The organism is Pseudomonas sp. SIMBA_041 (assembly GCF_046535095.1).
Lineage (GTDB): Bacteria > Pseudomonadota > Gammaproteobacteria > Pseudomonadales > Pseudomonadaceae > Aquipseudomonas > Aquipseudomonas mucoides.
In genome coordinates, this window is the sequence record NZ_JAWRXJ010000004.1 from 441,698 (window position 1) to 460,967 (window position 19,270).

Below are 19,270 nucleotides of genomic sequence, written 5' to 3' on the forward strand. Positions count from 1 at the left end.
GAACCCTGTGGGAGCTGGCTTGCCTGCGATGGCGGTGGGACAGTCAACGTCATTGTTGGATATGCTGGCCTCATCGCAGGCAAGCCAGCTCCCACAGGTTTTGCGTGTGCAGGTTCAGCGACCGAGATACACCTCGATCACTCGCTCATCGGCCTGCACCTGCTCCAGCGACCCTTCCGCCAGCACGCTGCCCTGGTGCAACACGGTGACGTGGTCGGCAATCGAACCCACAAACCCCATGTCGTGTTCCACCACCATCAACGAATGCTTGCCCGCCAGGGTCTTGAACAGTTCTGCGGTAAATTCGGTTTCAGCGTCAGTCATGCCCGCCACCGGCTCGTCGAGCAGCAGCAGTTGCGGGTCTTGCATCAGCAGCATGCCGATCTCCAGAAACTGCTTCTGACCGTGGGACAACAACCCCGCCGGCCGATTGACCGACGTGGTCAGGCGAATGGTTTCCAGCACGTCAGTGATGCGATCTTTCTGCTCACCAGTAAGGCGCGCACGCAGGCTGGCCCACACTGATTTGTCGGTTTTCTGCGCCAGCTCCAGGTTCTCGAACACGCTCAACGCTTCGAACACCGTCGGCTTCTGAAACTTGCGACCGATACCGGCCTGGGCGATCTGCACTTCGCTCATCTGCGTCAGGTCCAGGGTTTCACCGAACCAGGCCTTGCCGTGGCTTGGCCGGGTCTTGCCGGTGATCACGTCCATCAGCGTGGTCTTGCCCGCGCCATTGGGGCCGATGATGCAGCGCAACTCGCCGACGCCGATGTACAGGTTCAGGTTGTTCAGCGCCTTGAAGCCGTCGAAGCTGACGCTGATGTCTTCCAGGGTCAGGATCGTGCCGTGGCGGGTGTCGAGGCCGGGGCCGACGCGTTGGCCGTGACTGATGGCGTCGCGGCTGGTGCCGGCGTCCTTGTTTGGCTCTACGGGAAAAAAGGCTGGTTCGAGCATGAATTCCGCCGTGGGTGTGATTCTCATTGTTCGCCCCTTTTCTTCAGCAGACCGATCACGCCCTTCGGCAGGTACAAGGTCACGACGATGAACAGGGCACCGAGGAAAAACAGCCAGTACTCCGGAAACGCCACGGTGAACCAGCTCTTCATGCCGTTGACCACGCCGGCGCCCAGCAGTGGACCGATCAGCGTGCCGCGACCACCAAGGGCCACCCAGACCGCCGCTTCAATCGAGTTGGTTGGCGACATTTCACTCGGGTTGATGATCCCGACCTGCGGCACGTACAACGCCCCGGCCAGACCGCACAACACCGCACTCAACACCCAGACAAACAGCTTGAAACCGCGTGGGTCGTAACCGCAGAACATCAGGCGGTTTTCCGCATCGCGCAGTGCGGTCAGCACCCGGCCGAACTTGCTCTGCGCCAGGCGCCAGCCGATGAACAGGCTGGCCACCAGCAACACCACCGTGGCGAAAAACAGCACGGCACGGGTGCCGGGTTCGGTGATGCCGAAACCGAGAATGGTGCGGAAATTGGTGAAGCCGTTGTTGCCGCCAAACCCGGTCTCGTTGCGGAAGAACAGCAGCATTCCAGCGAAGGTCAGGGCCTGGGTCATGATCGAGAAATACACGCCCTTGATCCGCGAGCGGAAGGCGAAGAAGCCGAACACCAGCGCCAGCAATCCCGGCGCCAATACCACCAGGCACATGGCCCAGAGGAAGCTGCTGGTGCCGGTCCAGTACCACGGCAATTCGGTCCACGACAGGAAGGTCATGAACGCCGGCAAGCCATCGCCCGAGGCCTGGCGCATCAAGTACATGCCCATCGCGTAACCGCCGAGGGCGAAGAACAGGCCGTGGCCGAGGGACAGCAGGCCGGCGTATCCCCAGACCAGGTCCAGCGCCAGCGCGACGATGGCGTAGCAAAGAATCTTGCCCACCAGCGTCAGGGTGTAGGCCGAGACGTGAAACACACTGATCGGCGACAACAGCGACAGCAGCGGCAACGCCAGCAGCAGCGCGAGAATCACCGCGCCGACCGCGATCGTGACTGTGGGGCCGGCTTTTTGTGTAGCGGTAACGAGCAGGGGCTGGTTCATCAGTCGATCACCCGTCCTTTCAGTGCGAAGAGGCCTTGCGGACGCTTCTGGATGAACAGAATGATCAGCGCGAGGATCAGGATCTTGCCGAGCACGGCGCCGATCTGCGGTTCGAGAATTTTGTTGGCGATACCGAGGCCGAACGCGGCGAGCACGCTACCGGCCAACTGGCCGACACCGCCGAGCACCACCACCAGGAACGAGTCGATGATGTAGCTTTGGCCGAGGTCCGGGCCGACGTTGCCGATCTGGCTCAGCGCCACGCCACCGAGGCCGGCGATGCCCGAGCCGAGACCGAAGGCGAGCATGTCCACGCGCCCGGTCGGCACGCCACAGCAGGCGGCCATGTTGCGATTCTGGGTGACGGCGCGCACGTTCAAACCCAGACGGGTCTTGTTCAGCAGCAGCCAGGTCAGCACCACCACAAACAGCGCAAACGCGATGATCACGATGCGGTTGTACGGCAGCACGAGGTTGGGCAGCACTTGAATCCCGCCCGACAACCACGCCGGGTTGGCCACTTCAACGTTCTGCGCGCCGAACACCAGGCGCACCAGCTGAATCAGCATCAGGCTGATGCCCCAGGTGGCGAGCAAGGTTTCCAATGGGCGGCCGTAGAGGTGACGAATCACCGTGCGCTCCAGCGCCATGCCGATGGCGGCGGTGACGAAGAATGCGACCGGCAACGCGATCAGCGGGTAGAACTCGATGGCTTGCGGGGCGTAGCGCTGGAACATCATCTGCACCACATACGTCGAGTACGCGCCGAGCATCAGCATCTCGCCGTGGGCCATGTTGATCACGCCGAGCAGGCCGAACGTGATCGCCAGACCGAGGGCGGCGAGCAGCAGGATCGAACCGAGCGACATGCCGCTGAAGGCTTGGCCGAGCAACTCGCCGATCAGCAGTTTGCGTTTGACTTGGGCGAGGCTGGTTTCGGCGGCGGTGCGCACGGCGACGTCGGCTTCGACGCCCGGTTCGAGCAAGGTTTCGAGGCGGGTACGGGCGAGCGGGTCGCCGGTTTCACCGAGCAAACGCACCGCAGCGAGGCGCACGGCGGGGTCGGTGTCGACCAGTTGCAGATTGGCCAGGGCGAGGCTGAGGGCGGCGTGGACGCTTTCGTCTTTTTCGCCGGCCAGTTGCTGGTCGAGGAATGTCAGCTGCGCGGGTTTGGCGCTTTTCTGCAGCTGCTGCGCGGCGGCCAGACGGGTTTTCGGGTCGGCGGCGAGCAGTTGATGGCTGGCCAGTGCGGTGTCGATCAGACCGCGCAGGCGATTGTTCAGGCGCAGGGTTTTGGTTTGGCCGTCGACAGTCAGTTCGCCTTGTTGCAGGGCGTTGATCAGTTCGATACGGGCCGGGTCGGGCTGCGCGGCCCAGGCTTCCAGCAGTTTGGCTTGCTGCACGGGGGTGGCGGCGACGAAGTCTTCGGTGTCGCTGGCAAAGGAGGTTGCCGGCAGCAAAAGCGCAATGGCGAGAATCAGACGATAAAGGGCGGAGGGCATAGGTAGTCGCCTTGACACGGACATTGTGGGAGCTGGCGTGCCTGCGATGCAGACGACTCGGTGTGTCTGATGCTCCGAGGTGATGCCATCGCAGGCAAGCCAGCTCCCACAGGGATTTATGTCGGGCCTGGGCTCCATGCCCAGGCCCGACATCCAGTGGCTTAGTTGCTCTTCATCGCATAATCCGGCTTCTTGTCGTTGCCATCGATAAACGGGCTCCACGGCTGGGCGCGGATCGGGCCTTCGGTCTGCCACACCACGTTGAACTGACCATCGGCCTGGATCTCGCCGATCATCACCGGTTTGTGCAGGTGGTGATTGGTCTTGTCCATGGTCAGGGTGTAGCCGGACGGCGCGGCAAAGGTCTGGCCGGCGAGGGCTTCGCGGACTTTGTCGACGTCGGTGGACTTGGCTTTTTCCGCCGCTTGCGCCCACATGTGAATGCCGACGTAGGTGGCTTCCATCGGGTCGTTGGTCACCGCTTTGTCGGCGCCCGGCAGGTTGTGTTTCTTGGCGTAGGCTTTCCAGTCCGCGACGAATTTCGCGTTCTGCGGGTTCTCGACCGATTCGAAGTAGTTCCACGCCGCAAGGTTGCCCACCAGCGGTTTGGTGTCGATGCCGCGCAGTTCTTCTTCGCCGACGGAGAACGCCACGACCGGAACGTCGGTGGCTTTCAAACCCTGGTTGGCCAGCTCTTTATAGAACGGCACGTTGGAGTCGCCGTTGACGGTCGAGATGACGGCTGTCTTGCCGCCGGCGGAGAATTTTTTGATGTTGGCGACGATGGTCTGGTAATCGGCGTGGCCGAACGGGGTGTAGACCTCTTCGATGTCCTTGTCCGCCACGCCTTTGGAGTGCAGGAACGAGCGCAGGATTTTGTTGGTGGTGCGCGGGTAGACGTAGTCGGTGCCGAGCAGGAAGTAACGCTTGGCGCTGCCACCTTCTTCGCTCATCAGGTATTCAACGGCGGGAATCGCCTGCTGGTTTGGCGCGGCGCCGGTGTAGAACACGTTCGGCGACATCTCTTCGCCTTCGTACTGCACCGGGTAGAACAGCAAGCCGTTGAGCTCTTCGAACACCGGCAACACCGATTTACGCGACACCGACGTCCAGCAGCCGAACACCACGGCCACCTTGTCCTGAGTCAGCAACTGCCGGCCCTTTTCGGCGAACAGCGGCCAGTTCGACGCAGGGTCCACCACCACCGGTTCCAGCATCTTGCCGTTCACGCCGCCCTTGGCGTTGATCTCGTCGATGGTCATCAACGCCATGTCTTTGAGCGACGTTTCGGAGATCGCCATGGTGCCGGACAACGAATGCAGAATCCCGACCTTGATGGTCTCGGCGGCCTGGACAGTCCAGGTCATGCCCATCGCGGCAATGCTTGCCGAGAGTGTGAAAGCCTTGATCAAGCTACGACGCTTCATTGTGCGATCTCCATGAACTTATGAATTTTTTTGGTTGGCAGATGCGGACTACTGAAGGGTGTTTTGCAAAGGCTGTGCCCGGTCGGCAAAAGGCAGGGAAATGTCGTTTTAGAGCGCTCGCGCGCGGTGGCGGCGCACCATGAAGGGACGAGGGCGGGGCGGTGGTGCGAGGGTGTGCGTCATTGTGGTGCTGCCGCGTGGCGGCAGCGGTGATGCAGAAGGGTTCAGTTGGGGCCGGGAAAGGAGTCGACGTATTGGATCTTGAAATCGGGGAAGGAATCGACGATCTGGATTTTGTAATCCGGGAAGCTGTCGACGGTTTTCCACTTGCCCGGCGAGTCCGCAAAAGAGTCGACCTGCTGCACCTTCAGATCGGGAAATGAGTTCACCACCTGCACCTTGTAGTCCGGGAAGCTGTCGACGAATTGGATCTTGCCGTAAATCTTCGAGACATCGACGGTGGTATCGGCCATTGCGGCGCTGGAGCCGAATACCAGCAACGACAGGAAAACAGATTTCAGCATGAGGCTCATCCTGAGGGTCGTGAGATGCGCAGTGTAAGGAATGTTGAGCCCCGGTGGGAGCGAGCAGCCTCACTCCCACATTTTTTCTTGCGGTGTATTCAGGTGGGAACGACCTTATCCACCGCGCGGTTCACCGCCAGTTCGGCGAGCATGATGATCTGCTGGATGGCCATCGCCTTGTGGCGCTGCGGGCCGATCAGGTCGGCGGCGAAGTCGCTGGCCAGGACACTGGCGGACGCCAGGGATTCACAGGCATGGACCAACAGGCTTTCGCTGTCGTTGTCCGGGGCGATCATGTACATCGTGCTGGGGCGGCGGGGTTTTTCGGTGTAGAGCGCAGGCGGATCCAGGTAGTAGTCGAGGGCGCGTTTGATGGCTTCGCGGTCTCGGAGCAGGTCTTCGTCGCGAGATGTTTCGGGTTCGGGCGTGGTGGTGTCGATGGGTGGATCGGGTACGATTTTCTTAGTCATGGTAATGATTCCCTTGAAGCAATTGGAGCCATCACTTGTCGTTTCTCACGCGACGAAGGGGTGGCAGCTATGTGCGGAGTGAGAAACCGGTAGGAATCAACCCGGCCGAACCGAAGTCCGCCCGCACACAGCCGCCATAGTCATTGCCGGCAGCGAATAAGCTGGCGGCAATTATGGTGGAGCTAGCGTTGGATTGAAACCTGTCCGGGTTCTCACACCCGATCACTGAGTCTTCAGTGACAGCCCCAGACTAGACAGCCCACGTCCGACGAACAACCTGAAAAAGCCGTGGGGAACTTCCAGATTTCGACACATCAATTAAACAAAAAATAAACTCGTCAGAAAGGGGACAGATTTATTTTCGGTGCGCCGGCGTGCGCAGCATTGGTGCTGGCTGCGTCAAAAGCGCAACGCCGGAGGGCGATACATATGTACCACCTGCTGCGCTCCGGGATCCTGATCATCGTGGCTTCTCAATCGAGTGAGCAGCACATGAACGGCACCTCAATCAGCACACCTTCAACACCCCGAAGGGCGGCAACCTTTCCTGCCCTGGGGCCGACATTCACCAGCGCGGACGACGCGGCCTACTGGGTTCACCGGCAGATCGGCGCGCGCCGCGACAAGGCTTACGGCGGTGTAATCGTGCAGCGTGGCGACGGAAAATTTCAGCCCACGTTGCCAGTGGCGGGGAGGATGGGGCATTTCGAATTCGACTTCCTGCTGTCTACTGAAGCCCCCCGAGAGCTGTTTTCTCCACCGGGCTACAGTGGCGCGGCGTATTACCTGTCCCATTCGGCCAATCACGCTGAAGTCCTGCGTGTTCACCCAGGCTGGACGAGCGAGCAGATCACGTTGAGCCTCGGATTTTTTTCCAGAGGACATATCCTGAGTCATATGCAGGACCCGGGTGCCTATGGCCAGCGTCATTATCTGTCGGGTCCGGATGGTTCACTGATCAAGTACGAGTCCACTCAGCCGGCAGAAGAGAAAAAACTCTTTGAGCAAGGGTTCAAGGCTTTCGGTCCGTTCTCCGACGTTGAACACCTGATTCAAAAAGTTGCCCAGACCGGCACGCTCAGCGTACTGGTCGCCAATGCGCCGTGGGGCGGCGTAAGAGGAAACGTGCCGGCGAACTGGACGCTCGGTACCGCAGCGGTGCGAAGTCCGACCCCGGTACAACCGTTTTTTTGTGCGGTGTTCAACCAAGTGGACAAGGCCATCGAAGCCGCCGCCGCGACAGTAACCCTGTCCACCGGCAGCGTTTATCTTGGGTTTGTTGTGACCTCTGCCGACAGCTCGGAGTGCATGGCGACCTATCCGGTACTTTCCAGCGAGCCGGCAGCCGAATTGTTCAAGACTTTTCCGATGAAAGCTGATCGCACGCTGGAGCGCCTGCTCGATTTCGACTTGAACGGCGTTTACTTCGTGCCGCAGGGCGATGCGGCTCAGAGTGCCAGTGAGCCCTGGCTTTATGAGCGGTTTTTTTCACCGGACGAATTGGCGGCGGGCATCAAATTTTCGCTGTGGGATGTTCACCGGCAGGAATACCCGGACTACCTGAAAGTGTACGCCCGGACCCGCGACGGTGCCGTGTTGCAGTACCGCCCCTCGGCGCACCAGCGTGAAGCTCCGCTGAAGGACAGCGCGGATTTCAATGTCCGACTGCAGGCTGGCACGCTCAAGCCTGCGGACTACATCAGGCTGGTGGTCGCAGCCGGCGAGCTGACGGTGCTGAAGGACAGTGCGTTGTGGGATGTGGTCGGGATCGTTGGCCCTGCCTGGCAAGCCTATGCCAGGTCGCGGCGTTTGAGTCCTGCGTTCCTCATGGCGGACGATGCCGCACGTTTTGCCCATGAGTACATCGGCAGCCGGCGTGAACAGGGCTTTGTCGGGATGATTTTGCAGGATCGAAACAAACGCTTCGTCGCCACCGAGCCGGTGTTTGCCGCAAAACGGTTCGCACTGGACATGCTTTGCCCCCTCGACGCTAACGGCGCACCGATTGTGCTGGTCCAGGGGCACTCGTTTCATGGGCTTTACGCTTCGCGCTGGCAAGCCGATGCCGTGGGCATCACACGTACAGACTTGCACGGGCAACTGACGCACGTGCAAATGTTTACCGCCGAAGACATTCGCTCGATGTTCGACAGCCACGCGCATGTTGTCGATTTTTACCTGTCTGGCTCGGCCGACTCTCTATTGGTTTATAGCCCCGACGTATCGAAAGTGGCGGCTCGCAACCGCCTGCAGCAGCGGGTGGCCGTACTCGCTGATGGCAACACGCTAATAGATCGGGAGCTGACGGCCGGCACTCTGGAGCCCGGTGCAGTGGTCGATGAACTGGCCGGCACGGGCAGATTGCGTGTGGTGGTCGGCAGCGACGTGTGGGGGCCGCGGGGAGCGCTGCTGGGTGATGAACCAGATAACGAGGCCACCCGCACAGACATCTCCGCTCCGGCGCTGGGGGCAATTTTTACCAGCGCCGAAGACGCGGTGCTGAACGCCCGTCATCGAGCCCGGCTCGACTACCGCGCAGCCGCGGCGGGTTGGGGGTTTATCCTCAAGCACAAAGAGCGCGAGGAGTACGTGGCGACCGAAACGGTTACGACCGGGCGCCTGGGGACGCTCAACCAGGCGAGCGACTTCGGCGCTCCCGTGTTGATCGACGAGTTTAGGACCCTCGGGCTTTACTACGCGGCAAGCTGGATGCCTAAAGGGTCATCAACAACGGACGCCTGGTTAGCCCGGCATTTAGCGCCCGTCAGCGATCTGGCAGCAGCGATATACGACGACAAGGGCACGCAACGTCTGACGCATTTTCAGGACCTGAAGATTTTTATCGCGACACTGGATGGGGCATTGTTGCAGTACCAATACTCGGCCTCTTCAACACAATTCGACAATAAGGGGGTGCAGCAACTGACGTCAGCATTGGGCAAGGAAACACCACCCTATGCCAGCGTCATTCAAATGGTCGCCAAGGCCGGCGAACTGAAGGTGCTACGCACCAGTGAACTGTGGGACGAGCCGGGCAGTGTCGGTCCTGACTGGAAACCTTTCGTGCAGATCCAGCGGCGAGCGCTCAGCCCGGTCTTTCTGTCGCAGGACGATGCCGCGCGCTTTGCGCTGGCGAAGTTGGGCGCGCGGCGTGAGCGGGTCTACGGTGGCCTGGTGCTGCGTCGCGCCGACGGTTTGTTTGTCGCAACGTTGCCGGTGGCCGTCGAAGTCGAGAACTTCCCTGCCAGCTGGATTCGTCTGGACGAGTTGGCTGAACAGGGGTTGTTTTTGGCAGGGAGTACGGTCGTCGCCCGCTACCATTCCCGAATTCAGATCGAACCGATTTTCGCCCTGTCGAACCGCGAACGGGACGTGTATCTGAACATGTTTTCTACCGACTTTCTGGCGGACATCCTGACCGGCTCCGGGCGCTCCCCGTCTCTGTCGCCCGGCAAGGAATACCTGCTGGGGCTCGATGGCAGCCTGATCAGCTACACCCTCAGTGCAAGTGCCAGCGAAAAGCAGCTCGCCCGGGCATTGGCGCCACCCAGCCCGTTGCAGCGCCAGCACACACCGATTGAACTGCACATGCGCAACGGTACGCGAACCCCGAGTGAATACGTCAATCAGGTTGCAAGCGCCGGGCGGTTGCAAGTGGTTCAGGGGAGCCGACTGTGGGGAGAGGCCAGGCCACTGTCGCACTGGAGTGCTTATCCCGGCATTGTTTCGTCGCAAGTGAAGCGATTTGCCATTGCCGAGCCGGCGCTCAGCCCGGTCTTCACACAGATGGACGACGCCGTGCGGCATGTCCATCGCACGGTGGGCGCCCGTGCCAGCCTGATGTTCGGCTTTGTGCTCAAGGCGCTGAACGGTGAACGGTACGTGACGACGTTGCCGATCGACGGGGGACAAGGGCATCTCACGGTCGAGCGGGTGTTTCCCGAAGGTTTATTACCGTTGGGGTATCGAGTCGAGGGCCTCTATTTGTGTCCGTCGACCCGTCCGGGACGATTGCCCCATGACGTGACGCACAGCTTCATATCGCCTCGGGATCTGTCCTACGGGCTGGATGCTGTCGGTGTGCGCACGGCTGAAGGATCCACGTACCTCAACGTCTACTTGTCCTGCTCCGATGGCGCCTTGTTGCGTTACGCCCCTAGGAGCAAGGCCCCGGAATGGACCTTGTTTCATACCACGCAGGCCTACGAGAGAATTGTGCAATCAGGGCAGGAGTCGCTGTTCGAGTATCTGCGCAAAGTGATCGCCAACGGTGAATTGCAGGTCGTGGTGCGCAGTGCTTTCTGGTCGCCGTTCAGGGTTGATGCCCGGGGTGTCAAAACCGGCATCGGGTTGGTGAGGTGGGCGTCGGATAACCGCTTTGCTCTCGGGCCTGTATTCGCACATGCCGATGATGCGGCTCGCTCGGCCCAAAGTCAGATTGGCGAATACGTCGGCCAGCAGTATCTGGGTGGCGTGCTGATACACCCGGCGTCATCGTCGTTCGTGGCTGTCGAGCCGCTTGAGGACGGCGTCGAGAGTGGGGCTGTCAGTGCGCTGTTTTACTCAGGACCGGGCGGGCCCATTGCACCGGTCACCGTGCCGGGCGCGCAGCCCTTGCTGTTGCCGGTTTTTCCGCAGGACTACAAATGGGTGGCTGTTCATCAGTTCTACAAACGCTTCAACCTGTTCGTGTGGGACCCCACTGCGTCTGATCGTCTACTGATGGACAACCTGGCGCTGGCCGATCTGTGGTTTTGCAGAGACGTCGTGAAAAAGAGCGGCGTCTCCGGGGGCAGTTGTTATTTCACCGGTCGTGGCGGGGCCCTGTTCAAATTCACCCCCAGCTTCTCGCCGCAGGAAACGGCCTTGTTCAACGAGGAGGCAAAGGACGGGGTGGCGGCTTACCTCGCCGCGCTCGCCGGTGTTGGTCGGCTTGAGGTCGTGGACACCGACGGCTACTGGCAATTTCGCGGGCGATTGAAGTCGACCTGGCAGCCACCTGTGCAGTCGGCGGCGAAGCCGGATCGTGACGAACTGTGAAGTGCAGCACTTATTGATCTGAGTGCCGGATGAACCGTGCCTTCCGCGCTGGCACGGCTCAGCGCCGGCGCATGAGGCCGATGAAGAACAGCCCGCCGATGGCCGCCGTGGCGACGCCAATGGGCAGGTCCTCCGGGGCAATCAGCGTGCGGGCGGCGACGTCGACCCAGACGAGGAACAGGCTGCCGAGCAACACGCACGCCGGCAGCAATCGCCGATGTTCCGCCCCGACCAGCCGCCGCGCAATGTGCGGCACCATCAGCCCGACAAAACCGATGGACCCGCTGATCGAGACCAGCACCCCGGTCATCAGCGACGCAATCAAAAACACCCGCAACCGCACACTGCGCGCATTCAGCCCGAGGGTCACCGCCGTCTGCTCGCCGGCCATCAACGCATTCAACGGCCGGGCCATGCCCAGCAGCAACACCAACCCCAGCAGTACGCTAACCGCCGGCACCGCGAGCAATTCCCAGCGCGCCAGCCCGAGCCCGCCGAGCATCCAGAACATCACCGCCGAACTGGCGCGGTGATCGCCAAGAAACAGCAGCAGATTGGCCATCGCCATCATCACAAACGACACCGCCACACCGCACAACAGCAGCCGATCACTGTCCAGCCGCCCGTGCCGATGGGCGATCACCAGCACGATCAGCATGCTGACCAACGCACCGATAAACGCCGCCATCGGCAAGGTCAGCAGCCCGACAATCTCACCCACATGCAGCACCACAATCACCGCGCCGAGGGTCGCGCCGGACGTGACCCCAAGCAGGTGAGGATCGGCCAACGGATTACGCGTCACCGCTTGCAGCACCGCACCGATCAACGCCAGCCCGGCGCCCACCAGCGCGCCGAGCAACATGCGCGGTACACGGATCAGCCACACGATATGTTCCTGCCCGGCGCTCCAGCTCACCTCACCAAGCCCAAAGACCTTGTGCAGCAAAATCTGCCACACCACGTCCACCGGCACTCGCGCCGGGCCGAAGCCCAGCGACACCACGCACGACACCAGCAGCAACGCGCCGAGGGCCAGCAGCAACAAACCGTAGCGACGATTGATCATTCGCCGTGGAACCCTTTGGCCAGGGTTTCTACCGCCAACACGTTGTCGATGCCGGGCGTGGCCTGCACGTAGGGAATGACGATAAAGCGCTGGTTCTTGATCGCGTCCACCGATTGCAGCGCCTTGTTGTCGAGCAGGAATTGCTCCTTTTGTTCGGCAGTGACTTCGCCGTAGTCGACGATCACGATCACCTGCGGATTGCGCTCGACCACGCTCTCCCAGTTGACCCGCGTCCAGCTCGCGTCGACGTCATCGAGAATGTTGCGCCCGCCCGCCGCATCGATCAGCGCTTGCGGCATGCCCAGGCGCCCGGAGGTCATGGCGCGGTCTTCGCCGCTGTCGTACAGGAACACCCGCGGCTTGTCCGCCGGCAGGTCCTGGCGCACCTCGTCGACTTGCGCCTGCATCTGCGCGATCAAGGCGTTGGCGCGGTCTTGCACGTCGAAGATTTTGCCGAGGTTGCGCAGGTCGTTGTAGGTGTCTTCCAAACTGGCGGCCGGGCGCTTCATCACGAAGGCGCAGGACTCGGTCAGCTCATAGACGTTGATGCCCAACGGTTGCAGGGTTTGCGGCGTCAGGTCGCCGCCCACGCGCATGCCGTAATCCCAACCGGCGAAGAAGAAATCGACGTTGGCGTTGAGCAGGGTTTCCACCGACGGGTACTTGGCGGCGAGCTCCGGCAAGCCGTCGAGGATGCTCTGCATCTCGGGCGTCACCGACTTCCAGCCGCTCACGCCGCTGTAGCCGGCCATGCTTGGTTTTAGGCCGAGGGCGAGCATCATCTGGGTCATGTTGATGTCGTGACTGACCGCGTGTTTTGGCGCGTGCTTGAAGGTCACTTCGCGGTTGCAGCTGTGCACGGTCAGCGGGTAATGAGTGGCCTCGGCCAAGGCCTGGGCACTGCCCAGCAGAAGGGCGGCACACAGCAGGGGACGCAACGTCATGGTTGGGTTATCCAGGTGATTCGTGGGTAGCCGTGCAGAGGATGGTCGTCGATCAAGGCGTCGACGCCGAAAACGTTGCGCAGCAGCGGGGCGGTCAGGACTTCTTTGGGGGTGCCGCTGGCGACGATGCGGCCGTGGTTGATCACGTACAGCCGATCACAGAAAGCCGCGGCGAGGTTGAGGTCGTGGATGCTGGCGAGGGTGCCGATTTTCAGGCGTTTGACCAGTTGCAGCAGTTCCAGTTGATAGCGCGGGTCGAGGTGATTGGTCGGCTCGTCGAGGATCAGCAATTGCGGCTGTTGCGCCAGGGCGCGGGCGAGGATCACCCGCTGCTTTTCACCGCCCGAGAGGGTGGCGAAAGCGTGGTCTTCAAAGCCGTTGAGGCCGACCGATTCCAGCGCCTGGGTCGCGAGGTTCCGGTCTTCGAGGGTGTCGCCATCGAACAGGCCTTTGTGCGGCGTGCGGCCCATGGCGACCACTGCTTCAACGGTCAGGCCGAAGGCGTCGGGGAATTCTTGCAAGACCACGGCGATGCGTTGCGCGCACCAACGGGAGGATTGCTTCCAGACGTTGTGGTGATTGAACTGGACCTCGCCACTCTCGGGTTTGCTGAAGCGCCAGGCGCAGCGCAACAGGCTGGTCTTGCCGCTGCCGTTGGGGCCGATCAACCCGACGAACTCGCCGGCGGCCACGTGCAAGGAGGCATCACGCAGTTGGAACTGGTGATGACAATGGCCGTGGCCCAGGGGTGTCCAGGCGAGGTTTTTGAGGGTCAGCGAGGTCATGCGTTTGCTCGGAGATTTTGGTGATGCGGATGACGTCATCGCGGGCAAGCCCGCGATGGCGGTTTTGAAACAAACGATGAATTTATAGTTATACAGTAACACTAAAGATAAGCGCGAGATAAGCGCGGGAAGTCTACAGGCCTGTCTAACCCGCGCATCTCGCCTGTTTCATGATGAAGATGAGGCCGATTCAGTTTGTCGGGTGAGGCGCGACAACAGCACGCGATCCAGCACCCAGACCACCACCAGTGAAGCCCCCACCAGCGGAAACATCACCGCCAGGGCGAACATGATGACCATCGCTGTTTTCCATTTAGGCAGGTCATGGCGCAGCGGTGGAACACCGAATTTGCCCTGTGGCCGACGCTTCCACCAGATCACCACGCCGCTGACGGCGCTGAGCAGGATCATCAGGCAAATCAGCAGCACGATGATCTGGTTGACCACACCGAACATCTTGCCTTCGTGCAGCATCACGCCGATTTCGGTGGCGCGGGCGACGGGGCCGTATTGTTCATAACGCACGTCGGCGAGGACGTCGCCGGTGTATTGATCGACGTGCAGGGTGGCGTCGTTGCGCGGGTCGTCGGCGAACACGGCAATGGTGAACACGCCGGTGGCGGTTTTCGGGAAAGTGATGCTGTAACCCGGCTCGACCTTGCGTTGCACGGCGATTTTTTGCACGTCTTGCAGGCTGATGGTCGGGGCGGCGGGGCCGGCTTGCGCGCCGCCGTGGGCCATGTGTTCGGCGTGGTCGCCGCCAGACATTGGCATCGGCGTGTTTTCCATTGCCCAAGGCACGGTCTGTCGGGTGGCGGTGTTGAGGCTGCGCGCTTCGACATCGGACGTGGGCACGTTGTCCCACATGGCGGCCGGGAACACGTTCCACACGCCAGCGTATTGCTGGCCCCAGAACCCGGTCCAGGTCATGCCGCTGAGCAGCATCACCAGCAGCAACGAGGCGCCCCAGAACCCGGTCACCGCGTGCAGATCACGCCACAACACGCGACCGCGACTGCTCAGGCGTGGCCACAAAATGCCGGCCGCCTGACCACGGGGCCACCACAGGAACACCCCGGACACCACGAGCACGATGCCCCAACCGGCGGCCATTTCGATCAGTCGATCACCGACGGTGCCGATCATCAGCTCGCCGTGAATCGCCCGTGCAATGGCTTGCAGGTTGTTCTTGGCGTCTTGCTCGCCGAGGATGTCGCCGTGGTACGGATCAATGAACACGTTGAGTTCGGTGCCGCCGTTGATCACGACGAATTGCGCGCTGCGCTCGGCGTTGACCGGCGGCAGGTACTGTTTGATCGTGGCTTGTGGATACGCCTCTTTCACGCGTTTGAGCAGGTCGTCGGCGGACACCGTGTGGTGATCGGCCGGGACGGTCATCAGGCTGCCGTACATCAACGGATCGAGTTGCGGTTTGAACAGGTAAAGGGTGCCGGTCAGGGCCAGCATCACCATGAAGGGGGCCACGAACAGACCGGCATAGAAATGCCAGCGCCAGGCCAGGTTGTAGAAATTCACTTTGGGCTGTTTCATCACGTGTGCTCCGCTTTAGCATGGATCTTTTAGTTGTTTGTTGGCGGTTGCTGCGCAACCGATCGCGAGCAAGCTCGCTCCCACAGGTTTCACACTGTCCATGTGGGAGCGGGCTTGCCCGCGATGCCTTTAGAAACTCATGTCCACCTTGGTCCAGAGCGTTCGTCCCGGTTCTTTAATGGCCTGCGGGTCATTGGCCGGGTAGCCGAAACCGGCGTTGCCGGCCAGGTTCAAGTGCTCGGCGTAGGCCTTGCCGAACAGGTTGTCGACGCCGGTGCTGACCCTCCAGTGCTTGTCGATTCGGTAGGCACCGTTGAGCGAGAACACGCCGAAGCCCGGGGTCTTGTCGAAGTCTTTGCCGACGACGTTGCCCTTGTTCTGATCGATGCGGTTTTGCGCCGCGACCACCCGCCACAAAGCGCCGGCGCTCCAGTTGTCTTCGCTGTAAGTCAGGCCGAAACGCGCATCCAGTGGCGGCATTTGCGGCAGTGCGTTGCCGTCGCTGCTGTTCTTGCCCCAGGCGTAGGCCAGGGTCGCGTCGGCCTTCCAGTTGGAGGTCAGCTTGTAGGCCGCACCGAGTTCGCCGCCCATGATTCGCGCGTCGACGTTCTGCGCCTGGGAGGTGGTGCCCATTGGGGTCGGGAGGTAGTTGAACAGGATGTAGTCGTGGACTTTGCCGACGTAACCCGAGGCCCAGGCGTCGAGGTTTTCGGTTTTGTATTGCAGACCGAAGTCGAGCTGGGTGGTTTTCTCGGGCTTGATCGAATCGAAGGCATTCACCGAACCGGCGGGGCCGAGCTTGGGTGAAAACAGCTCCCAGTAATCCGGGAAACGCTCGGTGTGGCCGATGCCGGCGTAGAGGGTGGTCGGGCTGTCGGCCAGGTCATGCTCATAGCGGACGAAGCCACTTGGCAGGGTGTCGGCGCGGGTGTCGTCGGCGGTCGGGTTGGGGCGGGTCGTCATCCCTGAGCCGGTGGTTTGCCGGTAATCCTTGGCCGAGGCGCGGTCCAGGCGCGCGCCGGTAATCAGCCGGTCGCGGTCGGCGGCGTACCAGGTCAGTTCACTGAAAACACCGTAATTGTGGAAGTCGGCGTCCTCGGTGTACGGCAGGTTTTTGTAAGTGTCGACGCCCATGCCGCCGCGCTGGCGGTGTTCGCTGGTTTGCGCATCGAGGCCGCTGATCAACTGCACATCGGCCCAGCGCCAGGTGCCTTTGATTCTTGCGCCGAGGGTGCGGCGGTCGACGTTCGAGGCCATCGGGCCGGACATCATCCCGGTGCCGGAGGGCGTGCGCAGGGTGTAGTTGTCCATCACGTGGTCGGCGTAGTTGTAGTAGATCTGCGCTTCGACCTTGTCCAGCACGTCGCCAATGTTCGACTTTTCGAAACGCAGGCCCAGGCTTTCACGCTTGAACTGCGAACCGTCCATGCCGCGCCCGGCGTAACGCGCTTCACCATCGCCCTTGCCGGCAGTCAGTTCCAGCAGGGTGTCGGCGTCCGGGGTCCAGCCGAGCATGACGTCGCCGTTCCACTTGTCGTAGCGCGAGGGCACGGTGTCGTTGTTGCCATCGCGATAATCGTCGGCGTGCGCGGTGTTGCCGATCACTCGCACATAGCCCAGTGGCCCGCCGGCAGCGGCGTCCACCACTTTGTCGAAACGGCCGTTGGAGCCGCCCAAGACGCTGGCGTTCACCCGCGTACCGAGTTCGCCGAAGCTTTCCGGTTCACGGTCGAAGAGGATGGTCCCGGCGGATGCACCCGGTCCCCAAAGCACGGTTTGCGGACCTTTGATCACGGTGAGTGTGTCGTAGGTTTCCGGCGAGAGGTACGAAGTTGGCGCGTCCATCCGGCCGGGGCAGGCGCCCAGCAATTGGCCACCGTTGGTGAGGATGTTCATCCGCGAGCCGAACATGCCGCGCAGCACCGGGTCACCGTTGGTGCCGCCGTTGCGCACGAGGGCGAAGCCGGGGATGGTTTTCAGATAGTCGGCACCGTCGCTGGCCGGCACCGGCTGGCGCGGGTCCTTGGGGTGGGTGACGATGGTCAGCGGCGAGCTGGGAGCGATCGCGGTGATCACCGTCGGGCTCAGTTCTTCGATATGGCCCGCGTGTTCATCGGCCAGCGCCATGGGTGTTAATAGAGCGCCACAAAGGAAGGCGGTGGCGTGCCTGAAACGAACACTGGCGTCGTTCAGGGCAAAAGAAGCTTGGGCAGTGCTCAAGCGTGAGTCAGCAGAAAACCTGGACATGACAATTTCCATCGAGCGGCATAAACGACACGGCCGACAGCCTGAAGCTGTCTTCGAATCCGTGTGAGATCAGAGGTAGGTGTTTACGCGACGATGGGCGGGGCGCGGGTTCGGGCGCCGGGGAAGACGGTTTGCCGGGCGTGGCCCAGGCGGGGGGACGGAGTAGTGAAGGTGTGGGGGAGCGGGGTGTTGAAGGTTGTGAATGAAACACCGCCGGTCAGCGCCGGGCAGTTGAACAGCAGGCTGCAATAGCCGCATTTTTCCCAGATCGCGTGGTGCGACGGGGTGGGCGGGCAGTGCTCGGCAGCGGGTTGCGCGCCGTGGTCGGCGTGCTCCATCGCTGACATGTCCATGCTCATGTCCATCGACATGTTCATGGCCATTGCCAAGGCGCGTTGATCCATCGGCATCGACTGAGAAATCAGCGGACCGATAAAGATCATCAGCATGGCGAACAGGCTGATCCAGCTGCCGCGCGTCAGGCTCAATGACTGACGGCGTGTCGCGGATGACCTGGCGCTAGGCGGGCGCATTTGCTCAGCCGGTTACTGGGCGTGAGCGTGCATCTGCATGTCTTCGGGCGGCTTCTTCTGCACCGAGACTTCGACCGTCACGTCACCGGCCTTCTCGAAATGCATCGTCAGCGGGAAGCGTTTGCCGTCGCTCAACAGGCTACGGTCTTTCAGGTTGACCAGCATCACGTGATAGGCCATCGGCGCAAACATGACGTTGCCGCCCGCCGGAATATCAACGCTCGGCACCTGTTGCATCTTCATCAGATCGCCTTGCATCACGTGTTCGTGCAGCTCGGCTACGGCCGAAATCGGCGAGTCGACACTCAGCAGGCGATCAGCGGTTTTGCCGCTGTTGTGAATCACGAAATAGGCGGCAACGGTTGGCGCGTTCGGCGGCAACTCCTGCGACCACGGGTGAGCGATTTCCAGCTCGCCGACTTTGTATTCGTGGGCATTGGCAAAGCAGGCAGGCAGCAGCAACGCGGCCAGAACGATGAGTTTGTTCAACATGGCAGTTCTCCAGAGCGATTCAAAACGCAGATCAATTGCGAGAAGGAATCACACCAGAGGGGAAGCGCGGGGGTTGAGGTTGGGCCATTGCTGGCGCGGTGTGGGGATATCGAGTGTGACGGCAGGCAGGCTTCGATTGGCCTCGAACTGCGCGAAGTACAGCTGCGGCTCATGCCCTGGCAGCGCCACGACAGGCGCTGCGCCCGAGCAACACCAGCAATGCTGCATGTTGGAGTGATCGTCGCCTTGCGGCGCTTTCTGCCCGAGATCGCCCAGGGAAATCGCTACCATCTTGGTGCCGCTGGACGTGCAGAAACTGCCCCACAACAATTGCTCGGCAGGCGATTTGGCAGACTGCGCCATCGCATTGCTCATCGGCATGGCGAGCATGTTGAACAGCACTGCGAAGCAGGCGATCCAGGCAATTGCAAGCCGATGTCGGGACATGGGGAAATCCGTTTGGGTGGGCGATCAAGCGCAGCTATTTAGCCTGATCAGGGCCGATAAGTAAAAAAGCGGCGTGCGGTGTGGTGTCGCAGTGCCACGCTTTCATAAACTTCATGATAGTCGCGAATTTCAGATTGCCAGTGCCGACCAGCGAGGGGCGCGCATTTTTTGTAGCCGCT

15 protein-coding genes are annotated in these 19,270 nt (G+C 61.4%); 1 reads left to right on the forward strand and 14 read right to left on the reverse strand.

Translation table 11 applies throughout. The features are described from left to right. Positions 1-114: 114 nt before the first annotated feature. The 6 genes from urtD to SB725_RS12135 all read right to left on the reverse strand — a co-directional run bounded on the left by urtD (position 115) and on the right by SB725_RS12135 (position 5,983). Positions 115-984 carry an urea ABC transporter ATP-binding protein UrtD gene (gene urtD, locus SB725_RS12110; protein WP_027921930.1) on the reverse strand — a complete coding sequence of 290 codons (870 nt, stop codon included), beginning with the start codon at positions 982-984 and terminating at the stop codon, positions 115-117. Next, a complete protein-coding gene (urtC, locus tag SB725_RS12115; protein ID WP_027921929.1) occupies positions 981-2,060 on the reverse strand; it encodes an urea ABC transporter permease subunit UrtC in 1,080 nt (359 codons plus the stop codon). Before urtC ends, urtD begins: the two co-directional genes overlap by 4 nt. Next, positions 2,060-3,562, reverse strand: coding sequence for an urea ABC transporter permease subunit UrtB (gene urtB / locus SB725_RS12120; RefSeq protein WP_410921799.1), 1,503 nt, complete (start codon positions 3,560-3,562; stop codon positions 2,060-2,062). The genes urtC and urtB overlap by 1 nt, the downstream gene beginning before the upstream one ends. A gap of 161 nt (positions 3,563-3,723) precedes the next feature. Continuing rightward, positions 3,724-4,989, reverse strand: a complete 1,266-nt coding sequence (gene urtA, locus SB725_RS12125; protein WP_027921927.1) for an urea ABC transporter substrate-binding protein — start codon at positions 4,987-4,989, stop codon at positions 3,724-3,726. A 224-nt stretch (positions 4,990-5,213) separates the two neighbouring features. Continuing rightward, the gene (locus tag SB725_RS12130; RefSeq protein ID WP_194940960.1) at positions 5,214-5,513 is read right to left on the reverse strand and encodes a hypothetical protein; all 300 of its coding nucleotides are present in this window, start codon (positions 5,511-5,513) and stop codon (positions 5,214-5,216) included. Between the two features lie 98 nt (positions 5,514-5,611). Continuing rightward, complete coding sequence (locus tag SB725_RS12135; RefSeq protein WP_410921800.1) at positions 5,612-5,983, reverse strand: DUF6124 family protein; 372 nt, start codon at positions 5,981-5,983, stop codon at positions 5,612-5,614. A 429-nt stretch (positions 5,984-6,412) separates the two neighbouring features. Here SB725_RS12135 and SB725_RS12140 point away from each other — a divergent pair, with 429 nt between their 5' ends. After that, a complete protein-coding gene (locus SB725_RS12140) occupies positions 6,413-11,023 on the forward strand; it encodes a hypothetical protein (protein ID WP_410921801.1) in 4,611 nt (1,536 codons plus the stop codon). A 58-nt stretch (positions 11,024-11,081) separates the two neighbouring features. On the opposite strand, the gene SB725_RS12145 is transcribed toward SB725_RS12140, so the two are convergent. The 8 genes from SB725_RS12145 to SB725_RS12180 all read right to left on the reverse strand — a co-directional run bounded on the left by SB725_RS12145 (position 11,082) and on the right by SB725_RS12180 (position 19,091). Then, on the reverse strand, positions 11,082-12,092 hold the full coding sequence (locus SB725_RS12145) for a FecCD family ABC transporter permease (RefSeq protein ID WP_027921923.1): 1,011 nt from the start codon (positions 12,090-12,092) through the stop codon (positions 11,082-11,084). After that, positions 12,089-13,036: an ABC transporter substrate-binding protein gene (locus SB725_RS12150; RefSeq protein WP_027921922.1), complete on the reverse strand. Its 948-nt coding sequence runs from the start codon at positions 13,034-13,036 to the stop codon at positions 12,089-12,091. The genes SB725_RS12145 and SB725_RS12150 overlap by 4 nt, the downstream gene beginning before the upstream one ends. After that, entirely contained in the window at positions 13,033-13,821 is a 789-nt protein-coding gene (locus tag SB725_RS12155; RefSeq protein ID WP_027921921.1) for an ABC transporter ATP-binding protein, read from the reverse strand. The genes SB725_RS12150 and SB725_RS12155 overlap by 4 nt, the downstream gene beginning before the upstream one ends. A 168-nt stretch (positions 13,822-13,989) precedes the next feature. Next, positions 13,990-15,372 carry a PepSY-associated TM helix domain-containing protein gene (locus SB725_RS12160; protein ID WP_410921803.1) on the reverse strand — a complete coding sequence of 461 codons (1,383 nt, stop codon included), beginning with the start codon at positions 15,370-15,372 and terminating at the stop codon, positions 13,990-13,992. A 129-nt stretch (positions 15,373-15,501) separates the two neighbouring features. Beyond that, positions 15,502-17,619 carry a TonB-dependent copper receptor gene (locus SB725_RS12165; RefSeq protein WP_027921919.1) on the reverse strand — a complete coding sequence of 706 codons (2,118 nt, stop codon included), beginning with the start codon at positions 17,617-17,619 and terminating at the stop codon, positions 15,502-15,504. Between the two features lie 83 nt (positions 17,620-17,702). Then, the gene (locus SB725_RS12170; RefSeq protein WP_059181706.1) at positions 17,703-18,152 is read right to left on the reverse strand and encodes a DUF2946 domain-containing protein; all 450 of its coding nucleotides are present in this window, start codon (positions 18,150-18,152) and stop codon (positions 17,703-17,705) included. A 12-nt stretch (positions 18,153-18,164) separates the two neighbouring features. Next, positions 18,165-18,644 (reverse strand): copper chaperone PCu(A)C, encoded by a 480-nt coding sequence (locus SB725_RS12175; protein WP_027921917.1) that lies wholly within the window; start codon positions 18,642-18,644, stop codon positions 18,165-18,167. A 48-nt stretch (positions 18,645-18,692) separates the two neighbouring features. Continuing rightward, the gene (locus tag SB725_RS12180) at positions 18,693-19,091 is read right to left on the reverse strand and encodes a DUF2946 domain-containing protein (protein ID WP_027921916.1); all 399 of its coding nucleotides are present in this window, start codon (positions 19,089-19,091) and stop codon (positions 18,693-18,695) included. Positions 19,092-19,270 lie beyond the last annotated feature (179 nt).